The following is a 20,032-nucleotide window of genomic DNA, read 5'->3' as shown; positions in this document are numbered from 1 at the left end:
TCGGTTTCGGGAAATAAAAAGGGCCCCGAAGAGGGACCCTGCACACCGCCTGTCGTGTGGATGGCAGCTAGCCACCCCCGGCGGTGTGCCTGGGTACGACGGCAATAAGGAGGTTGGTAATAATGTTACGCATGGCGGGCGCTCAGCTTCGCAAAGGTTGCGCGAAACATAGCGGCCAAAGCCTCGATGTCAAGGCAAACCGGCCGCTCCGCGCGATTTTGGCAGTGTAGCGGCGTTCCCAGGGTTGGGCGAGAGGTAAAATCGGGAACCCAGGCACAAAAGCGTGTCAGTCAGGGCCGCCGGTCGCGGCCGGCGGCGGCCGCCAGCCAGCCTCCGGCCTCCACCGGCTTCACCCACTCGAATTCCGGCAGCTGATGCCTGAACCAGGTGAATTGGCGCTTGGCGTAGTGGCGGGTGTCGGCCCGGCCGATCGTGGCGGCCTCCTCAAGGTCAAGCTCACCGCGCAGATATCGGATCAGGCCCGGCACGCCGTGGGCCTTCATGGCCGGCAGCAGCGGGTCGAGGCCTCGGGCGCCGAGCCGCTCGACCTCTTCAAGAGCACCCGCGCCCAGCATGGCGGCGAAGCGGGCGTCGATGCGGGCATAGAGCTCGTCGCGTTCGGGCGCGAGGAATACTGCGCGAAAGCTGTGCTTCGGCAATAGCGGCGGCTGGCCCTCGTGGTGCCAGTCGAACAAGGAGCGGCCGGTTGCCTCGACCACTTCGAGCGCGCGCGCGATCCTGGCGCGATCGCGCAGATTCAATCGCTCGGCCGCGCGCGGATCGCGGCGCGCAAGTTCCGCGTGCAACGCCTCGACGCCGTTCCGCTCCAGCCGCGCGCGCACGTTCTCGCGCACCTCGGCAGGGATCGGCGGAACGACCGAGAGCCCTGCCGTCAGTGCCTTGAAATAGAGCCCGGTGCCGCCAACGAAGATCGGCAGGCGGCCCTCGGCCCTTGCCTGTTCCAGAACAGTGGCGGCATCAGCCACCCAGGCGCCAGCCGAGAAATTCACGGCTGCATCAACATGGCCGTAAAGGCGATGCGGAACGCGCGCCTGCTCGTCCTCAGTGGGGCGCGCAGTGATGATGCGGAGGTCGCGATAGACCTGCATGGAATCGGCATTGATCACGACCCCGCCCACGTTCAGCGCAAGCTCCAGCGCCAGCGCCGACTTGCCGCTGGCGGTCGGGCCTGCGATAAGCACGGCCTTGCTCGAATGCCCCTCGCTCACGAAAACCTCAAATGTCCCTCGTCGCCACCCTGATCTGCAACCCCGCCAATCCCGCCCTCGACTCCACCATCGTCGACGGCGCCCGCGCCGTGCTGCCCAAGGCCGCACCGGCCCATTGGCTGTTCGACGGCGTTGCGGTCGACATTCCCTTCGGCGCCGACAGTAACCTCGAAGGCGATCGCAATGCCATCGAAGAGCGGCTGCGCGAGCTGCGCGGCGATTTGCCCATCGACATCGTGGTGCAGCCTGTCGGCTTCCGGCGCAAGAAGCTTTTTCTCGCCGACATGGATTCCACCATGATCGGCCAGGAATGCATCGACGAGCTCGCCGATCTCGTCGGGATGAAGGCCCATGTCGCCGCCATCACCGAACGCGCAATGCGGGGCGAGATCGAGTTCGAGCCGGCGCTGCGCGAGCGCGTCGCGCTGCTGAAGGACCTCCCCGCCAATGTCGTCGACGAGGTGCTGGCCAAGCGCATCACGCTGACCCCCGGCGGCCGCGAGCTGGTCGCCACTATGCGCGCCAACGGCGCCTATACCTGCCTCGTCTCCGGCGGCTTCACGTTGTTCACGAGCGCGGTCGCCGCCAAGATCGGCTTCCAGGAGAACCGCGCCAACGAGCTCGTCGTGCGCGACGGCAAGTTCACCGGCGAGGTGAAGGAGCCGATCCTGGGTCGCGCGGCCAAGCTCGCGACGCTGGTGGATCTGATGGAATCGTTCGATCTCGACGACATCGACTCGGTCGTCGTCGGCGACGGCGCCAATGATCTGGCCATGATCCAGGCGGCGGGACTGGGCGTGGCGTATCACGCCAAGCCAGCCGTTGCCGCGGCCGCCGCAGCACGGATCGATCACGGCGATCTCACCGCGCTGCTCTATGCGCAGGGGTATCGACGGGACGAGTTCGTGGAGGCGTAACGTCCTCGCCGCTGTCATCACCCGCGAAAGCGGGTGATCCGGCATTCCAGAGGCGGCAACGCTTGAACCGAGAAGCCGCGGCATAACTGGATGCGCCGGTCAAGCCGGCGCATGACAGTGAGTGTGGGAGTGAGAACGCTCCCCTACTGCACGCTCAGCGCCACGAAGCGCAGCTCGCCATCGCCATTCGACACCAGCAGCAGCACGGACTTCTTGCCGTCCTTCTTGAGCTGGTCGACCCGCTTCTGGATGTCGTCGCCGCTCGCGACCGCTTCCTGTGCGACTTCGACGATGACGTCGCCGGCGGAGAGCCGCTTCTCGGCAGCGTCGGAACTGGCGTCGACATTGGTCACCACCACGCCCTTGACGCTGTCCTTGATCTTGTAGCGGGTCCGCAGATCCTTGTTCAGCACGGCGAGATCGAGGCCGAGCGCCTTCTGCGTCACGGGCTTCTCCGGCGGCGGCTCGTCGGCCTTCACCGCGGCCTGCACCTTCTCCGGATCCTGCAGACGGCCGAGCGTAACCTTCTTGGTCTGCTCCTCGCCCTTGCGGATGACGACGACGTCAACCTCCTTGCCGACTGCGGTGTCGGCGACGACACGGGACAGATCCTTCGGATCCTTGACGTCCTTACCGTCGAACTTGACGACGACGTCACCTGGCTCGATGCCGGCAGGCTTGGCCGGGCCCTTGTCGTCGACGCCGGCGACCAGCGCGCCGCGCGCCGGCTTGATGTTGAGACTCTCGGCGATCTCGTCGGTGACGGTCTGGATGCGCACGCCGAGCCAGCCGCGCCGCAGCTCGCCGAACTGCCGGAGCTGGTCGACCACACCAGCGACCGTCTTCGACGGCACGGCGAAGCCGATGCCGATCGAGCCGCCGGAGGGCGAGATGATCAGCGTGTTGACGCCGATGACGTCGCCTTCGAGGTTGAACAGCGGACCGCCGGAATTGCCGCGATTGATTGCGGCGTCGGTCTGGATGTAGCTGTCATAGGGCCCCGAGGAGATGTCGCGGTTCTTGGCCGAGACGATGCCGGCCGTCACCGTGCCGCCGAGGCTGAAGGGGTTGCCGATCGCGACCACCCAGTCACCCAGACGCAATTTGTCGGAGTCGCCGAACTTCACCGAGACGAGCGGCTTCGGCGGCTTGAACTTCAGGACGGCGAGATCGGTCTTCTTGTCGACACCGACGAGCTCGGCCTTGATCTTGGTGCCGTCGTTGAGAATGACGTTGATCTCGTCGGCATCCGCGATCACGTGGTTGTTCGTCACGACCACACCGGATGTGTCGATGATGAAGCCTGACCCGAGCGAGTTGGTCTTGTGCGGCGGGCCGCCGCCGTTGTCGCCGCCCTTGCCGCCACCGCCGGGGCCTTTGCGGTTCTTGAAGAAGTCGTCGAAGAATTCCTCGAACGGCGAGCCGGGCGGGAGTTGCGGCATGGTGTTGCTGCCGCCCTTGGCCTCGACCGTCTGCGAGGTCGAGATATTCACGACCGCGTCGATCACCTTCTCGGCGACGTCGGCGATGCCCTCCGGTCCGCGCGCCTGCGCCGGCGAGCCGAACACGCTGAAAGCACTGAGCGCGAGCGCGGCCAGCCCAAATCGCGCATGTTGGCGCAAACGGGTCGGGACAATGGTGGCAGCGGTCATTGTGGTCTCCAGAGAAAAGGATTCGACGTCAAGACTGCGCTCGAACGGTGGCACGGCGCAAGCACGGAGCTTAGCGGGCCTCAAGAGCCGGATAATACGGCGAAAACCAGCCGCTCGCCTTCACTTTGGCGTTGGCTGTGCGCCTAGATTGGACGTCGCATTACCCAGATCAGGATCAGACCGGCCACGGCCGAACCAATCCCGACCGCCCGCAGGATGTTGTCCGGCGTTGCGATGGCGCTCTTCATGGCCTTGCGCATCCAGTTCGGACTTGCCGCGAACATCAGGCCTTCGAGCACGAACAGGATGCCTAAGCCGATGAGGAAGTCGGCGAACGCAATGGACCTCATCGGATTGGAACCTCCCGTTGTGATGTTATTGTCTGGACGAAGGGCGGCCAAACCTGCCGCCCTTGTCTAGTTTACGGTTTTGCCGGCGTCTCGGCCGCTGTCTTGCCGGACGGGTTACCAAAATACCGGAAGAAATCCGAGTCCGGCCGCAGCAAATAGCGGGTATCGCTGGACTTCAACCCGCTTTCATAGGCCGTCATCGAGCGATAGAAGGCAAAGAAGTCAGCATCCTTGCCATAGGCTTCGGCAAACAGACGGTTCCGCTCTGCGTCGCCCACGCCGCGCGTCTGCTCGGCCTGGGAGTTCGCGTCGGCAATGATCACCGTCACATCGCGGTCGGCCTTGGAGCGGATTTCCTGCGCTTTCTGGCCGCCCTGCGCGCGGAATTCGGCGGCTTCGCGCTGGCGCTCGGACTTCATCCGGTCGTACACCGCCTGGCTGTTCTGCTCCGGCAGATCGGCGCGGCGAATACGGACGTCGACGACCTCGATGCCGTAACCGCCCGCCTCGCGGTCTAGCTGCTCGCGGATGCGTCCCATCAGCTTCTCGCGTTCATCACGCACCACGGTGATGAAACTGACTTCGCCCAGCACGCGGCGCAGCGCCGCATTCAAGAGCGAGGTGAGCTGAAGGTTTGCGGCCTGGATCGAGCCGACGCTCTGATAGAAGCGCAACGCATCCTTGATGCGATAGCGCGCAAACGCGTCGACCACGAGCCGCTTCTGATCGGAGGCAATGACCTCCTGCGAGGGGTTCTCGAGGTCGAGGATCCGCTTGTCGATGTTGATCACGGAGTTCCAGGGCGCCTTGAAGTGCAGCCCGGGGTCGGTGACGACGTCCACCGGCGCGCCGAATTGCAGCACGATGGTTTGCTCGGTCTGCTGCACCGTAAACAACGACATGTAGCCGACGATCACGACCAGAAGCGCCGCAAGCAGCGCGACAATGCCTGTAACGGGAGACCTCATCTCGCGCCCCCGCTCGGCAGCTGGCCCGCCGTCGTGGGCTTCTTGGTCGACAATTCGCTGAGCGGCAGATAAGGCACGACGCCTTGGCCCGAGGAGCCACTGTCGTAGATCAGCTTGTCCGAGCCGCCGAGCACGCGCTCCATCGTCTCCAGATAGATCCGTTCACGCGTCACGTCCGGCGCCTTCTTGTATTCCTCGTACACTTTCAGGAAGCGCGCGCTCTGGCCCTTGGCCTCGGCGACCGCCTGCTCCTTGTAGCCTTCGGCCGCCTGCAGGATACGCGCCGCATTGCCGCGCGCTTCAGGCACGACCTTGTTGGCATAGGTCTGCGCTTCGTTTTGCAACTGCTCGAGATTGGCACGTGCTGCCTGCACGTCACGGAACGCATCGATCACCTGCGCCGGCGGGTCGACCTTCTGCATCTGCACCTGGGTGATCTGGATGCCGGCGCCATAGCCGTCGAGCGTCTTCTGCATCAAATCCTGCACGGTGGTCTCGGTCTGCGTACGCGCGCCGGTCAGGATCGGCTGGATGTCGGAGCGGCCGATCACCTCGCGCATCGCGCTCTCGGCGACCGCCTTCACGGTGCCCTCGGGGTTCTGGATGTTGAACAGGAAATTGCCGACGCCGTTGGGCTTGATGCGCCAGAGCACGGTGAAGTCGACATCGACGATGTTCTCGTCGCCGGTCAGCATCAGGCTCTCTTCCGGCACGTCACGGATCGAGCGGCCGCGGCGGGCCGGATCGTCGATCAGCGTCATGCCGATGGAAATGGTGGACACGCGCAGCGCCTTCGGCAGCAACACGGTCTCGATCGGATAGGGCAAATGATAATTCAGCCCCGGATCAACTGTGCGGACGTGCTTGCCGAAACGCAGCACGACACCCTGCTCCTCGGACTGCACGCGGAAGAAGCCCGACAGCAGCCAGAGCGCGACGACGATGAGCAGGATCAGCGTGATGCCGACGCCTGAGAAATAGCCACCGGGCATGATCTGCTGGAGCCGGTCCTGGCCGCGCCGCAGAAGGTCCTCCAGATCCGGCGGCCTCGGCCCGACCGGTTGCGGGCCTGAGCCCCACGGTCCTTTCGGACCCGAGCCCCATGGGCCACCGCCCTGATTCTTCCACGGCATTCGACGCTCTCCTCGGCAGACCGGGACTAGAACTTGCCCGGCCGGCATTGTCCGGACCGGCTTTATAGGGGACCGAAAGGACCCTTACAACGCAAGCCTGACCGTCCCACGAGCTATGCTCGGGGGCGGAAAAGTCAATGTAAACATTGGCGAACGGAGTTAATGAGACGGCCGCCGACGATATGTCACATAAGAGAAGGCGGCACTATCCTCGGGGCCGGCCGGATGGCGGACGCGCTCCGTTTCCTCCCACATCGCCTTGTCGACGTCGAAATGCGTGTCGCCGTCCGGCCTCGCATGCACTTCGGTGATCTCGAGGCGGTCGGCACGGTCGAGCCATTGCCGGAAGATTTCGGCACCGCCAATCACGGCGATTTCAGCGGCTGAACGCCGCAGGGCGTCACCAAGCGCAACTGAACCAGCGGCCGCAGCCGACGTCACGACGATGGCGCCGGGGGCGCGATAGTCCGCATCGCGCGTGATCACGATGTTGGTGCGGTTGGCAAGCGGCCGACGCCCGGGCAAGGATTCGAAGGTCTTGCGGCCCATGATCACGGGCTTGCCGATGGTGAGCGCCTTGAAGCGCGCCATATCGGATTTCAATCGCCACGGCAGCGCGTTGCCGGCGCCGATGATGCCGTTCTCCGCAATCGCGACGACGAAGACGATCTCCATCAGAAGGCGCTCCCCGCAAGACGCGTGAGCGCTGAACCAGAGACGCGGCACAGCGTCCAGTCGTCCAGCATCACGGCGCCAAGCGACTTGTAGAATGCGATCGACGGCGCATTCCAGTCGAGCACCGCCCATTGCAGGCGCGACCAACCGTTGTCGATGCATTCCTTCGCGAGATAGATCAGCAGCGCCTTGCCGACGCCCTTGGCGCGATGCGACGGCCGCACATACAAATCTTCGAGATAGATGCCGTGGCGGCCGCTGAAGGTGGAGAAATTCAGGAACCACACCGCAAAGCCGACCGGCTCGCCGTTCCAGCAGGCAATCGCACAAAACAGCCTGGGATCGCTGCCGAACAAGGCGGCCGCAATGTCAGCCTCGGTGGCCTCGAGCTCATGCGAGAGCTTTTCGTACTCGGCAAGCTCACGGACGAAATCAAGAACGAGCCCGGCTTCGCCAGGGCGCGCGCGGCGGATGCTGAGCGACATCGGCGCTAGACCGCGACTTCCGCCTTGATGTGCGGATGTGGGTCGTAGCCGACGAGTTCGAAATCCTCGTAACGGAAGGAGAAGATGTCCTTCACATCAGGATTGATCCGCATCATCGGCAGCGCGCGCGGCGCGCGGGTGAGCTGGAGCCGCGCCTGCTCCAGATGGTTGGAGTAGAGATGGGTGTCGCCGAACGAATGCACGAAGTCGCCGGGCGTCAAGCCCGTGACCTGCGCGACCATCATGGTGAGCAGCGCGTAGGAGGCGACGTTGAAGGGCACGCCGAGGAAGACGTCGGCCGAGCGCTGATAGAGCTGGCACGAGAGCTTGCCGTTGGCGACGTAGAACTGGAACAGGCAGTGACACGGCGGCAGCGCCATCTTGTCGACCTCGGCCGGATTCCAGGCCGAGACGATCAGGCGGCGCGAGTCCGGATTGCGCTTGATCATGTCGACGACATTGGAAATCTGGTCGATGCTGCGTCCATCGGGCGCGGGCCAGGAGCGCCATTGGTGGCCATAGACCGGGCCGAGGTCGCCATTGGCGTCCGCCCACTCGTCCCAGATGGTGACGCCGTTGTCCTTGAGGTACTTGATGTTGGTGTCGCCCTTCAGGAACCAGAGCAGCTCATGCACGATCGCCTTCAGCGGCAGCCGCTTGGTGGTCAGCATGGGGAAGCCGGCGGAGAGGTTGAAGCGCATCTGATGGCCGAACACCGACAGCGTGCCTGTGCCGGTCCGATCGGTCTTCTCGGCGCCGTCTGAAAGAATCCGCTCGAGCAGGTCCTGATACTGGTGCATGTGCAATGAGCCTTTGGGGAGGCGGCGAACTTAACGGCCGCCCCCGCGCTGCGACAGCGGCGATTCGCTGGTCGCGCTGATTATACCCCGAAAAGTGAGAGCTCCCGGCGCAAATGACAAGGGGCGGAACTCACCTCCCGCCCCCCGCCTATCGGGTTGATCTTGCTGGTTAAGTCGCTTGTTGCGACGCGCTCAGTTCTCGGATTCGGTAAACACCTCGTCGCGCTTGGCACGCAGCATGGGCAGCAACGTCAGCACGAGCAGGAATGTCGCGATCACGAGCAGCGCGGCGGAGAGCGGACGCGTCAGGAACACGCTCCAGTCACCACGCGAGATCAGCAGCGCGCGGCGCAGGTTCTCCTCCATCAACGGTCCGAGCACCATGCCGAGCAGCAGCGGCGCCGGTTCGAAATCGTGCTTGATCAGCCAGTAGCCGACGAGACCGAAAACGCCTGCGAGGATGACGTCGACCGGTGCGTTGTTGACCGAGTAGATGCCGATCGCGCAGAAGATCACGATCGAGGGGAACATCAGCCGGTAGGGCACACGCAGCAGGCGGACCCAGATGCCGACCAGCGGCAGGTTGATGATGATCAGCATCAGGTTGCCGATCCACATCGAGGCGATCATGCCCCAGACCAGATCAGGCTGCTTCTGCATCACCTGCGGGCCCGGGACGATGCCATGAATTGTCATCGCGCCCACCATCAGTGCCATCACCGCATTGGGCGGGATTCCGAGCGTCAGCAGCGGGATGAAGGAGGTCTGTGCGGCCGCGTTGTTGGCGCTTTCCGGGGCAGCCACCCCCTCGATCGCACCGCGGCCGAACCGCGATGGGTTCTTGGCAAGCTTCTTCTCGAGCGTGTAGGCCGCGAACGAGGCGATGACGGCGCCGCCGCCCGGAAGAATGCCGAGGATCGAGCCGAGCACGGTGCCGCGCAGGACCGCGGGCGTCGAGTCGATCAGGTCCTTCCTGGTCGGCATCAGGCCCGTGATCTTCTGCTGCACGAGATCGCGGTTCATCTCCGCGCCGGCGTCGAGATTGCGGATGATCTCGGCAAAGCCGAACACGCCCATTGCCACCGTTGCAAAGCCGAGACCATCGGCGAGCTCTGGAATGTTGAAGGCCATGCGCGAGGCGCCGGTCTCGATGTCCGAGCCGACCATCGACAGCAGAAGGCCGAACACGTTCATCGCGATCGCCTTCAGCACCGAGCCCTTGGCGAGCACGACGGCGAAGATCAGGCCAAGCACCATCAGCGAGAAATATTCAGCCGGACCGAACGCGAGCGCGAGCTTGGTCAGCGGCGCACCGAGCACGGCGATGAGCACGGTTGCGACGCAGCCGGCGAAGAACGACCCGATCGCGGCGATCGCCAGCGCCGGGCCGGCGCGGCCCTGCTTGGCCATCTGGTGCCCGTCGATCGCGGTGACCACCGATGTCGCCTCACCTGGGATGTTGACCAGGATCGAGGTCGTCGAGCCGCCATACTGGGCGCCGTAATAGATGCCGGCGAGCATGATCAGTGCACCGACGGGCGGCAGTCCGAAGGTGATCGGCAGCAGCATCGCGACGGTCGCAATGGTGCCGATGCCCGGCAGCACACCGACCAGCGTGCCCACGAGCGCGCCGATCAGGCACATCAGGAGATTGATCGGAGAGAATGCGACGACAAAGCCATGAGCGAGGTTGGCGAAGAGATCCATCACACCCTCACTGGGCCAGGAAACGCGGGAACATCGGCATCGGCAGGCCGAGCACGTAGGGGAAGAGAAGCGCGCAGCCGAGTGTCAGGCAGGCGCCGACGATGATGGTTTCGATCCAGCGCGTCTCATGCGTGCCCATCGCCGCAATCAGGAAGCTCACGAATGCCGCCACCACAACGCCAAGCGGACGGATCGCGAGGGCGAAGAAGACGATCGAGGCCATCACGAACAACGGCCCACGCCAGGAATAATGCGCCATCGCCGGTCCATCGGACAACAGCCCCGTCAACGCGATGCCGGCACCAAGCGCGACGAGAAGCCCACCGAACATCCGGGGCGCCGTGCCGGCGCCAAAGGAGAAGCCGCGCATCCCCTGCAAATCGCTGGAGGCCCACAGCGCGAACAGCGCGAGCGCCATCAGGACGATCCCGCCGACATAATCCTGTGCCGACCGGATCGTCATGAACAGCGTGAGGATCGCCACCGCCAACAGCGGATAGGAGTAGATCAGAGCCAACAGCACATCCGATGACGCCTTCTTGGCGTCGCCGCCAGCCGCGCCGAGCAACGCAATCGGGGCGCCAGCCACCAGCGCCGCCGCATGTGCAGCCACGACTTGTAGCGGACCGCGCCCGGCACCCCAACCGAAGATCGTCCCGAACGACCAGATCAGTTCAAAAATCTGCGGCGCTACCGCCAGCACACAGAATCCCATGGCCACAGATGTGCTTCTTGTGGCTGTCGCCGAGTGGCCCATTGCATCGGCCATGCATGTCTCCTCCGCGACCCGTAAGTCACGAGCAATGTTGTTCTAATCGGCTGGAAATGGATCCGGCCCCCGGTTCATTGCCTAGCGATTTTCATCACACAATACCAGCAAAACCCAAGATCCCTCCCGCGAGCAGAAGCCATAGCGGATTGACGCGCGAGACGGAGGCGATCAATGCAACCGCTGCAGTCAGAAGCACCGCAGCAATGGTGCGATCAGTCGACTGTACGAGGATCAGGGCACTCGCCGCCATCAAGCCGATCGACAGCGGAACCAGTGCGGCCTGAATCAGGGCGGGCCAGCGCGACTGGTTCGGCCGGTTGAGGAGCCGACTGACATAATAGGCAAGCAGCGCCGTCGGCAGGCACATCGCCAGCGTCGCGGCCAGGGCGCCGGGAATCCCGGCAACGGCATAGCCGATCAGCGTGACGATAAGGACGTTCGGACCTGGCGAGAGTTGCGCGATCGCATAGGCATCCGCGAACTGCTTGTCGGTCATCCAGTGGTGCACATCGACTGCGACGCGGTGCATCTCGGGCACCGCCGCCGCAGCACCGCCGACCGCGAACAGCGACATGAGTCCAAAGGTGGAGATCAGCGCCCCGATCGGGTTCTCGCTGCTCATGCTGCTACCTTCCGTCGCATCAAACAGGTGGCGCCAATGCTGAGCGGGATCGCGACCAGCAGCACCGCCTGCAGCGGCCAGCGAAGAACGCCGATCGCCGTGAACACGCCGAGCATCAGGACGAGCACGACCACGTCCATCCGCTTGAGCAGGGGCGTCATCATCCTGAAGACCACGGCGATCAAGAGGCCAACCGCTGCGCAGGAGATGCCTGCGAGAATACGACGCAGCACCTCCACATCGCCGAACCGGGCATAGATGACCGCGAGCACGGTCATGATCAGCGTTGGCGGCAGCAACAGCCCCGTGAAGGCTGCAACGCCGCCGGCGATGCCGCGCAGCCGCGACCCGAACACCATCGACAGATTGACGATGTTGGGCCCGGGCAGGAAATGGCAGAGCGCAAAGGTCTCGTTGAACTCCTCCGCCGTCATCCAGCGGTGCTGGTCGACGATGGCATGCCGGGCAAACACCAGGACGCCGCCGAAACCGGCCAGCGACATCCGGGCAAAGGCCAGGAACAGCGCCGCCAGGCCGGGCTGCGCCGCGTGGGTGATGAGACGGTCCGGCTCTTGCGCGGCCGGTGCTGAATCCGTGGACATGTCAGGAGCTTAGAACGCCACCCGCAGGGCGGCCAAGATCAGGGCTGGGATCATCCCCGACCTATCCAAAGGGAACCGCGTTCTCTTCGCTCGAAACCCCTGTTTTTTGCAACCTTTGCCCCCTATATTGGGGGTGCCGGTTCGCCGGCTATGGAAATAAACGGTCGTCGCAATAAACCATTCGGACCCGGGGGCGGTACCCGGCGCCTCCACCAAAGCTCATCGGGCTCCGGCCCGTCCAGTGTGAGCTTCGGCGGGGGCGAAATAGGATCGACGAGGGCGTAAAGGGCGTGCTTTTTCCCGGTATTGTTCCGCCGTTATCGGGCTACTGCAATAGTTGCCAACGACAACTTTGCTCCGGTTGCTCAGGCTGCGTAACGCAGTTTGAAAGACCATCTTAAAGTCCTAACGGGTTAAGCTCCGTTAGGCGGGGTTCGGAGGCACCTGGCAACAGAAGCCTCCACTTACCTCTGATTTCCTTCACGGCGGGGACTCCTGTTGACCCGTCAGGCGCGGTACTATCGCGGCTTGGCGAGTCGGGCCGGCAGGGCCCGCCTCCAGGAATGCAACAGGACCACCATGGCGACCGATCACATACGATACGACGTGCTGACACGCGACGCTCTGCGCGGCGTGCTGCGCAAGGTGCTGACTGATGCCGCCGCCCACGGACTGCCGGGCGAGCATCATTTCTTCATCACCTTCGTGTCGAAGGCCGACGGCGTGAAGATCTCGCCGCGGCTGCTGGCGCAATATCCGGAAGAGATGACGATCATCCTCCAGCATCAGTTCTGGGATCTGACCGTGCTCGAGGACCGCTTCGAGGTCGGCCTGTCCTTTGGCGGAATCCCGGAGCGGCTCGTGGTGCCGTTCAGCGCCATCAAGAGCTTCCTTGACCCGTCGGTGAAGTTTGGCGCCGAGTTCGATGTTTCCGACGTCGCCGCGGTAACGGACGAGACTTTGCCGGCCGCTCCTGCCCCGTCCGCCCTCGCGGTGCCTGCGCCTGCGGCTGAGCCGACGGCGACCGCCGAAGAGCCGTCGCCGCCGAACCAGGGCGGCGCCGAAGTCGTGCGGCTCGATCGTTTCCGCAAGAAATGACCTAGGTTGGCCGCGAGACCATCGCGCCCGGCCAAACTCCCTATATAGATGAGCATATCAAGAGGCCGCGCGGCGTTTCGGGCGGCAGAATGGATGTGCTCATGGCCAAAGCTGCGAAGACTGCCCGCCCCGCGACCCGCATCGAGACCGACAGTTTTGGTCCGATCGAGGTGCCCGCCGATCGTTATTGGGGAGCTCAGACCGAACGTTCGCGTCAGAATTTCCGCATCGGCATCGATCGAATGCCGATCGCGCTCGTGCATGCGCTCGGCACCGTCAAGCTTGCGGCGGCACAGTCCAATCTGGAGCTCGGCCTGCTCGACAAGCGCCGCGCCAACGCCATCATCCGCGCCGCGCACGAGGTGATCGAGGGCAAGCTCGACGATCACTTCCCGCTGGTCGTGTGGCAGACCGGATCGGGCACCCAGAGCAACATGAACCTCAACGAGGTCATCGCCAACCGCGCCAACGAACTGCTCGGGGGCGAGCTCGGCACCAAGAAGCCGGTGCATCCCAACGACCACGTCAACATGAGCCAGTCGTCGAACGACTCCTTCCCGACCGCGATGCACATCGCGGCCGCAAGCCGCATCAACGCCGATCTCGTCCCTGCGCTCGGCGAGCTGCACCGCGCGCTGCGCAAGAAGGAGAAGGAGTTTGCGAACATCGTGAAGATCGGTCGCACCCACACCCAGGATGCGACGCCGCTGACGCTCGGCCAGGAATTTTCAGGCTATGCCGCGCAAGTCGAAAGCGGCATCGCGCGGCTGAAGGTCGCGGTGAAGGATCTCTATCCCCTGGCGCAAGGCGGCACCGCCGTCGGCACCGGCCTCAACTCCAAGCCGCGCTTCGCAAAGCTGTTCGCCAAGCACGTTGCAAAAATAACCAGACTGCCCTTTGCCAGCGCGGCCAACAAATTCGAGGCGCTGGCCTCGAACGATGCCTATGTGCTGGCGCACGGCGCCATCAATTCCGTCGCCACAGGCCTGTTCAAGATCGCCAATGACATCCGCCTGCTCGGATCGGGCCCGCGCTCGGGCCTCGGCGAATTGATCCTGCCGGAGAACGAGCCGGGCTCGTCGATCATGCCGGGCAAGGTCAATCCGACGCAATGCGAGGCGATGACCATGGTGTGCTGCCAGGTGTTCGGCAATCACACCGCGATCACGGTCGGCGGCAGCCAGGGCCATTTCGAGCTCAACGTCTACAAGCCCGTGCTCGCCTACAACATGCTGCACTCGATCCGCCTGATGGCCGACGCTGCGCGCTCCTTCACCGAACATTGCGTCAGCGGCATCCGCGCCGATGAAAAGCATATCAAGGAGCTGATGGAACGTTCGTTGATGCTGGTGACCGCACTGGCGCCGAAGATCGGCTACGACAACGCCGCCAAGGTGGCAAAGACTGCGCATGCCAACGGCACCACGCTCAAGGAGGAGACGCTGCGGCTTGGCTTCGTCTCGGCCGACGAATTCGACCGTCTGGTGCAGCCGGAGAAGATGACGCGTCCGGGATGAATTCCAAATTCCGATAGTCACCCGTAATGATACGGAGCCTCAAGGCTCATAATTATGAGGCTTAAGGGACAGGATTTGATTACCGTCAATGCGGCGACGGAGGCCCGTGCTACGCAAAGCGCCCTCTGCCCTTGACGGGGCGAAATTCATCGTTTGATGGCCCCTAAGGCCGATTGACGAGGACCAGCTAATGACGATCAAGTCTTGTGGGGCGCAACGCGGCGCCCTGTTTCTGGAAGTTTCATCCTGCCCTAGGAGGATCGGATGATGGAGACGCGGCATGGGGAACGGTCATCAACCTGAATCGTTTCAGGAAGCGCGCCGAGCGGGAAGCATCGGCGAAGCAGGCGGACGCCAACCGAACGAAGTTCGGCCGCACGAAGGCCGAGCGAGCGTCGGAGGCGAAGCAGGCGGACCAGGCGAAGGCGCATCTGGACCAGCATCGGATCGATCGCGAGGAGCAGCCATGAAGTCGCCCGTCGTGAAACGTTCGATCGTGGTCGCCGGCCACAAGACCAGCGTCAGCCTGGAAGAGGCGTTCTGGAACGGCATGAAGGAGATCTCGGGTCTGCGCAACATGACGCTGTCCGAGCTCGTCGGGGAAATCGACGGCGCCCGCCAGCAGGGCAATCTGTCCTCGGCGATCCGCCTGTTCGTGCTCGACTACTTCAAGAGCCGCGCCATGGCCGCGATCCAGCAGGAAAAGGTCCCGGCCCAGTAGCCCCGGGGCGCCTTGCCCACGGCTTCGTGATCTGCACTTTAAAATCGCTCTAAGGTGCAGTTTCCACGGGCGCGCGCGCTTGACCTCGATGCCCTGCGTTGAAAATACAGGGCATGACCGACATCCACGATACGCGCCGCGAGATGCCGCTGGGCTTGGCCCAGCGCGGCTATACCGGCGTCATTCAGCACCTGTCCGCCAAGGATGCGGGCTCGGCTCTCACCGACATCGAACTCGAGAGCCGGCTGATCGAGCTCGGTTTCGTCGAGGGCGCCCGGGTCGAGGTCCTGCACGAGGGGCTGGTCGGGCGCGACCCGATCGCCGTGCGGGTCGACAACATCACCATCGCGGTGCGCCGCCGCGAAGCCATGGCCATCATCGTCGCCTGAGATCGCGGCCGGATATTTGTTTCCATGGAATTACCCCTTCTGCACCTCGCCCTGGTGGGAACGCCAAACAGCGGCAAGACCTCGCTGTTCAATGCCCTGACCGGCAGCCGGCAGAAGGTCGCCAACTATCCCGGCGTCACCGTCGAGCGCAAGGAGGGCTTCTTCGTCACCCCGCAGGGACGCCAGGTTTCCGTCGTCGACCTGCCCGGCACCTATTCGCTGCGCGGCCGCAGCCCGGACGAGGAGATCACCCGCGACTTCGTGCTCGGCAAGGCCTCAGGCGAGACCCTGCCCGACCTCGTGCTGTGCGTCGCCGATAGCACCAATCTGCGCCTGACCATCCGCCTGCTGCTCGAGCTCAAGCGCACCGGACGGCCGATGATCCTCGTGCTGAACATGTTCGACATCGCAAGCCGCCGCGGCATCTCGGTCGACGTCGACAGGCTAGCCAAGGAGCTCGGCGTGCCCGTCGTCACCTCGATCGCGGTGCGCAAGGGCGGCACGGCCGACCTGCTGGCGCTAACCGACGAGATCTCGGCCAGGCTCGCCGCGGAGCCGGCCGAAAACACCTGGCGGGCGCTCAGCGTCGCCGAATTGCGCGCCACCCAGCGCGAGGCCGATCGGATCATCTCCGATTGCGTCAGCCTGCCTGCTCGCCCCGACACCTGGACCGCGCGGATCGATGCGATCGTGCTGCATCCGGTCGGCGGGCTCATCGTGCTTGCGGCGATCCTGTTCGTGATGTTCCAGGCGGTGTTCGCCTGGGCGCAGCCGCTGATGGAGTTGCTGCAATCCGGCTTCGATACGCTCGGCGACTTCGTGCATGCCAGCCTGCCGGCGGGCCTGTTGCAGAGCTTCCTGCAGAACGGCGTGATCTCGGGCGTCGGCAGCGTCATCGTGTTCCTGCCGCAGATCATCATCATCTTCCTGTTCATCCTGCTGCTGGAAGATTTCGGCTACATGGCCCGCGCCGCGTTCCTGATGGACCGCATCATGGGCGGCGCAGGGCTGCACGGCCGCGCGTTCATTCCGCTGCTCTCGAGCTTTGCCTGCGCCATTCCCGGCATCATGGCCACGCGCGTGATCGACAACAAGCGCGACCGGCTGACCACGATCCTGATCGCGCCGCTGATGACCTGCTCGGCGCGCATCCCCGTCTACACGCTGATCATCTCCGCCTTCATTCCGGCCAAGGACGTCGGGGGCTTCATCAACCTGCAAGGGCTCGTGATGTTCGGCCTCTATGCCACCGGCATCGTCAGCGCGTTGGCCGTCTCGTTCCTGATCAAATTCTTCATGCTGCGCGACTACGCGCCGGCGCCGTTCATGCTGGAGCTGCCGGACTACAAGATGCCGCGGCCGAAATCGATCGCGATCGGCGTCTACACGCGCGCCAAGATGTTCCTGCACCGCGCCGGCACCACGATCTTCTCGATGATGGTGCTGATCTGGTTCCTGGCCTCGTTCCCGCAGCCGCCGGCGGGTGCGACGGAACCCGCCATCGACTTCAGCCTGGCCGCCATGATCGGCAAGGCCATCGCGCCGCTGCTTCACCCGGTTGGATTCAACTGGCAGATCGCGGTCGCGCTGATCCCGGGCATGGCGGCGCGCGAGGTCGCGGTGGCGGCGCTCGGCACCGTCTATGCGATCGAAGGCGGCAAGGAAGCGGCCGAGCAGATCGGCCAGGTGCTGGCGACGAAATGGTCGCTCGCGACCGCGCTGTCGATGCTCGCCTGGTACATCTTCGCCCCGCAATGCGCCTCCACGCTCGCGGTGATCCGTCGCGAGACCGGAAGCTGGACCTGGATGGCGGCGACCTTCGCCTACATGCTGGTGCTGGCCTACGCGGCGAGCCTACTGACTTACAACGTCGCGCTCGCGTTAGGAGCGGGCTGACCCCTCTCCAGAGCAAAACTGCGAAAACAACCCCATGCACAGTAGACGGGGTTGAACAATTCAAAAATTCGGAAAATCGGTTGACCCGTCGGGCAAAACAGGAGCACGATGGCATCATGGAAGGCTCAGCAGAGTTCGCCCTCGCCGCCGACGTGCGGCCCACCCGAAACTTCGACCTTTGATTTCGGTCAATGGTCCGCCTATCGGCTTCTCACGTTTTCTCGTCATCCTGCCTGGGGAGAGTGGGCGTACCAAGCTGATTGGACTGTTCATGACTGTCGCCGTGTTCACGGCAGCGCCGCTGTCGTTCCGCTACGGACCGGCGGTTGGGCTCGCCGTGTCCGTTGACAACGCCGACGCCCGCGCCGTGCGCGAGGCCCTCAGCCCACGATCCTGCGGGCATGGGCGTCGATGACAGAGGCGACGTCAACGAATCCGGTCCAGGTCGCGACATAAGTGAAGTCGGTACTCACTGAAGCACACCACGCTCTTCATCGAATGCGAAATCCGACTTTCGCCGAGCTTCGTTTCTGAGTCTTTACTTCAGATTTGTGTTTGTTACTTGACTCGCTCATAACGAAAATGCAACTTTAACTTGCGTCGAGCGATGTGCGGTGGCGGCAAGGACGGATGAATGTCTGCGGATGTTGGTGTGGCAAGGCGGCCGTGTCTATATTTTACGCGTTTAACTGTTAGTGAAGAAGGTGCCTACTTCCCCGCCGATGCCCGCGCGCGAACGCAACTGATAAGCGAAAGCCGAGACATTCCTGCAGTCGCAGAGCTGTTGGACGGTTATCGCGACATCCTGGATGTGGATCTGTTCGGCGAATTAAATAGCTTTGCATCGCCGCGAGCGGACAAGCGGGCGTTCGAGACCGGCATTTATGCAGCGGCGGCTTATTGCTTCGAGCGGAGTTCCGGGGTCAGCCCGACGTGTCTTGCATTCTATTCGTCGGGAGTGGCGCCGGCGCTGCTCTTTTCCGGCGTCGTGTCCCCGTCGACGTATCTGCGTGAGCTACTGCCGTTTCATGACAGGAATCGCGAGTGCTACGCGGCTTCGGCGTGCAAAGTGCGCCTCGCCCAGGTGCGGCTGGAAGGAGACTGCGATGAGGATATCGAGACATTTATCGCCGAGACGATCCGCAAACATGCCTTTGAAAGACGCGTGTATCTCAAGGATCGTCGCGGTCTTCATACGACCCTTATCGGCGGAGAAGAAAAGCCGGTTCTGCTCGTACGCGAGGCTGTCTGCGAACAATTTCCCAGTGTTCTGCGGCGAGGCGCGGTTCTTCGCTTGAACGAGGCATCAGCGCATCTGCCCTTCTACGATACCGGGCCTCTCGTCCAGATGCTCGACGGTATGCGGCTCTCGCCGCCTCGTTTTACGCTCATCGGCGTCGCGGGCGAGCGAGTCCCGGCCGGCTGCGGCGACCAAGAGGTTCTTCGTAATCTGGTGATCGAGGCCGCCTTGGGTCTGCTCGACACCGGGCGCGCGCTGCGGGTTGCTGCGGAGGCTGCCGATCAGCTGGTCATCATCGGATCCCGGCGAGGAGCCTATCTGCTCGAGCGGCCCAACATCGACGCATTTGGTTCGTTCAGCTTTGCGTTCGCGGAAGCGGCGCCCGACGCCGCAGCGGCTCAATCTCGCAAGCGCTCGACCGCTCTTGAATCAGACTAAAGGGAACAAAATGCTTGTCTCAAGCGGAATTGGGTCGCCCAAGATCAGATCGATCGTGTTCGATCTCGGAGGGGTACTGGTCGATTGGGATCCTCGATATGTGTATCAGCAGCTCATTGCGGATCACGAAGAACGCGAGTGGTTCTTGCGGGAATGTTGCTCAAGAGATTGGATACTTGAGCAGGATCTGGGTCGTCCATGGGTCGAGGGCAACGAGATCCTCATCGCTCGGTATCCAGAGCACCGGCATCTCATTGAGGCCTTCCGCGAGCGATGGCTCGACATGCTGCGCGGACCGATTGCCGAAACCGTCTCGCTCCTCGGGCGTCTGCACCAGCGGAACGTGCCGCTTTATGCCCTTAGCAATTGGTCGGCCGACACGTTCGAACTTTCGAGAGATCGACTACCGTTCCTCAGCATGTTTTCCGGCGTGCTGATATCGGGGGAGGTTGGCATACGAAAGCCGGATCGCCGATTTTTTCACATTCTCGGTGAGCGTTACTGTGTCGAACCGAACACCTCTGTCTTTATTGATGACACCAAAGAGAACGTGGACGCTGCCGCCGCGCTCGGATTTGATGCGATTCATTGCATCTCGCCAGCGGCGCTTCAACACGAACTCGAACGGCGTGGTTTGCTCGACACGCTCCACGACGATCCGCAGCAATGACCGATCGCCGTTCGATGCAGCCAATCTCCGGCGCTGTACCAACCTGGTAGGAGGGCCAACCCGGCCCATGGAGAAACCAGCGCCCGGATGCACTGCGGTCTGTACCCCTGCGCTCTTCTACTCACTCTCTCTTCTGCCCACCGCTCAACCT

General features: G+C 63.5%; 21 protein-coding genes and 1 other RNA gene. 10 read left to right on the top strand and 12 right to left on the bottom strand.

All coding sequences use genetic code 11. The annotated features are described in order from the left end of the window. Nucleotides 1-290: 290 nt before the first annotated feature. The gene (gene miaA, locus BM222_RS11455) at nt 291-1,229 is read right to left on the bottom strand and encodes a tRNA (adenosine(37)-N6)-dimethylallyltransferase MiaA (protein WP_092228365.1); all 939 of its coding nucleotides are present in this window, start codon (nt 1,227-1,229) and stop codon (nt 291-293) included. A gap of 11 nt (nt 1,230-1,240) precedes the next feature. Between miaA and serB the strand changes: the two genes are divergently transcribed. Continuing rightward, complete coding sequence (serB, locus tag BM222_RS11450) at nt 1,241-2,146, top strand: phosphoserine phosphatase SerB (protein ID WP_092228364.1); 906 nt, start codon at nt 1,241-1,243, stop codon at nt 2,144-2,146. 143 nt (nt 2,147-2,289) lie between these two features. Here serB and BM222_RS11445 read toward each other — a convergent pair whose 3' ends face one another. The 11 genes from BM222_RS11445 to BM222_RS11395 all read right to left on the bottom strand — a co-directional run bounded on the left by BM222_RS11445 (nt 2,290) and on the right by BM222_RS11395 (nt 11,912). Then, nucleotides 2,290-3,798: a Do family serine endopeptidase gene (locus tag BM222_RS11445; RefSeq protein ID WP_092228363.1), complete on the bottom strand. Its 1,509-nt coding sequence runs from the start codon at nt 3,796-3,798 to the stop codon at nt 2,290-2,292. A gap of 143 nt (nt 3,799-3,941) precedes the next feature. Further along, nucleotides 3,942-4,148, bottom strand: a complete 207-nt coding sequence (locus BM222_RS11440; protein ID WP_057747247.1) for a DUF2065 domain-containing protein — start codon at nt 4,146-4,148, stop codon at nt 3,942-3,944. A 71-nt stretch (nt 4,149-4,219) separates the two neighbouring features. Beyond that, nucleotides 4,220-5,116: a protease modulator HflC gene (gene hflC / locus BM222_RS11435; RefSeq protein ID WP_092228362.1), complete on the bottom strand. Its 897-nt coding sequence runs from the start codon at nt 5,114-5,116 to the stop codon at nt 4,220-4,222. Next, nucleotides 5,113-6,249, bottom strand: coding sequence for an FtsH protease activity modulator HflK (hflK, locus tag BM222_RS11430; protein ID WP_092228361.1), 1,137 nt, complete (start codon nt 6,247-6,249; stop codon nt 5,113-5,115). The genes hflC and hflK overlap by 4 nt, the downstream gene beginning before the upstream one ends. A 159-nt stretch (nt 6,250-6,408) precedes the next feature. Further along, nucleotides 6,409-6,924, bottom strand: coding sequence for a dihydrofolate reductase (locus BM222_RS11425; protein ID WP_092228360.1), 516 nt, complete (start codon nt 6,922-6,924; stop codon nt 6,409-6,411). Next, nucleotides 6,924-7,409, bottom strand: a complete 486-nt coding sequence (locus BM222_RS11420; RefSeq protein ID WP_092228359.1) for a GNAT family N-acetyltransferase — start codon at nt 7,407-7,409, stop codon at nt 6,924-6,926. Before BM222_RS11420 ends, BM222_RS11425 begins: the two co-directional genes overlap by 1 nt. 5 nt (nt 7,410-7,414) lie before the next feature. Continuing rightward, nucleotides 7,415-8,209 carry a thymidylate synthase gene (locus BM222_RS11415; RefSeq protein WP_092228358.1) on the bottom strand — a complete coding sequence of 265 codons (795 nt, stop codon included), beginning with the start codon at nt 8,207-8,209 and terminating at the stop codon, nt 7,415-7,417. Between the two features lie 192 nt (nt 8,210-8,401). Beyond that, a complete protein-coding gene (locus BM222_RS11410; RefSeq protein WP_244547092.1) occupies nt 8,402-9,916 on the bottom strand; it encodes a tripartite tricarboxylate transporter permease in 1,515 nt (504 codons plus the stop codon). A gap of 7 nt (nt 9,917-9,923) precedes the next feature. Further along, nucleotides 9,924-10,685, bottom strand: coding sequence for a tripartite tricarboxylate transporter TctB family protein (locus BM222_RS11405; RefSeq protein WP_092228356.1), 762 nt, complete (start codon nt 10,683-10,685; stop codon nt 9,924-9,926). Between the two features lie 94 nt (nt 10,686-10,779). Beyond that, complete coding sequence (locus BM222_RS11400; RefSeq protein ID WP_092228355.1) at nt 10,780-11,310, bottom strand: chromate transporter; 531 nt, start codon at nt 11,308-11,310, stop codon at nt 10,780-10,782. Then, nucleotides 11,307-11,912 (bottom strand): chromate transporter, encoded by a 606-nt coding sequence (locus tag BM222_RS11395; RefSeq protein ID WP_092228354.1) that lies wholly within the window; start codon nt 11,910-11,912, stop codon nt 11,307-11,309. Before BM222_RS11395 ends, BM222_RS11400 begins: the two co-directional genes overlap by 4 nt. Before the next feature lie 96 nt (nt 11,913-12,008). On the opposite strand from BM222_RS11395, the gene ssrA reads away from it, so the two are divergent. The 9 genes from ssrA to BM222_RS11350 all read left to right on the top strand — a co-directional run bounded on the left by ssrA (nt 12,009) and on the right by BM222_RS11350 (nt 19,881). Beyond that, nucleotides 12,009-12,377: a transfer-messenger RNA gene (gene ssrA / locus BM222_RS11390) on the top strand. 114 nt (nt 12,378-12,491) lie between these two features. After that, nucleotides 12,492-13,010, top strand: coding sequence for an SspB family protein (locus BM222_RS11385; protein WP_092228353.1), 519 nt, complete (start codon nt 12,492-12,494; stop codon nt 13,008-13,010). An 89-nt stretch (nt 13,011-13,099) separates the two neighbouring features. After that, entirely contained in the window at nt 13,100-14,527 is a 1,428-nt protein-coding gene (fumC, locus tag BM222_RS11380; protein WP_092228352.1) for a class II fumarate hydratase, read from the top strand. A 293-nt stretch (nt 14,528-14,820) separates the two neighbouring features. Beyond that, complete coding sequence (locus BM222_RS11375; RefSeq protein ID WP_092228434.1) at nt 14,821-14,997, top strand: DUF4169 family protein; 177 nt, start codon at nt 14,821-14,823, stop codon at nt 14,995-14,997. After that, a complete protein-coding gene (locus BM222_RS11370) occupies nt 14,994-15,248 on the top strand; it encodes a ribbon-helix-helix domain-containing protein (RefSeq protein WP_092228351.1) in 255 nt (84 codons plus the stop codon). The genes BM222_RS11375 and BM222_RS11370 overlap by 4 nt, the downstream gene beginning before the upstream one ends. A gap of 113 nt (nt 15,249-15,361) precedes the next feature. After that, a complete protein-coding gene (locus tag BM222_RS11365; RefSeq protein WP_092228350.1) occupies nt 15,362-15,637 on the top strand; it encodes a FeoA family protein in 276 nt (91 codons plus the stop codon). Nucleotides 15,638-15,661: 24 nt separating this feature from the next. Further along, the gene (gene feoB, locus BM222_RS11360) at nt 15,662-17,533 is read left to right on the top strand and encodes a ferrous iron transporter B (protein WP_092228349.1); all 1,872 of its coding nucleotides are present in this window, start codon (nt 15,662-15,664) and stop codon (nt 17,531-17,533) included. Between the two features lie 634 nt (nt 17,534-18,167). Next, complete coding sequence (locus BM222_RS11355; protein WP_143105937.1) at nt 18,168-19,211, top strand: hypothetical protein; 1,044 nt, start codon at nt 18,168-18,170, stop codon at nt 19,209-19,211. Nucleotides 19,212-19,266: 55 nt separating this feature from the next. Then, nucleotides 19,267-19,881 carry an HAD family hydrolase gene (locus tag BM222_RS11350; protein WP_177243152.1) on the top strand — a complete coding sequence of 205 codons (615 nt, stop codon included), beginning with the start codon at nt 19,267-19,269 and terminating at the stop codon, nt 19,879-19,881. Nucleotides 19,882-20,032: the final 151 nt, after the last annotated feature.

Source organism: Bradyrhizobium sp. Gha, from assembly GCF_900113735.1.
GTDB lineage: Bacteria > Pseudomonadota > Alphaproteobacteria > Rhizobiales > Xanthobacteraceae > Bradyrhizobium.
This window is presented reverse-complemented; position numbering and strand designations above follow the sequence as displayed.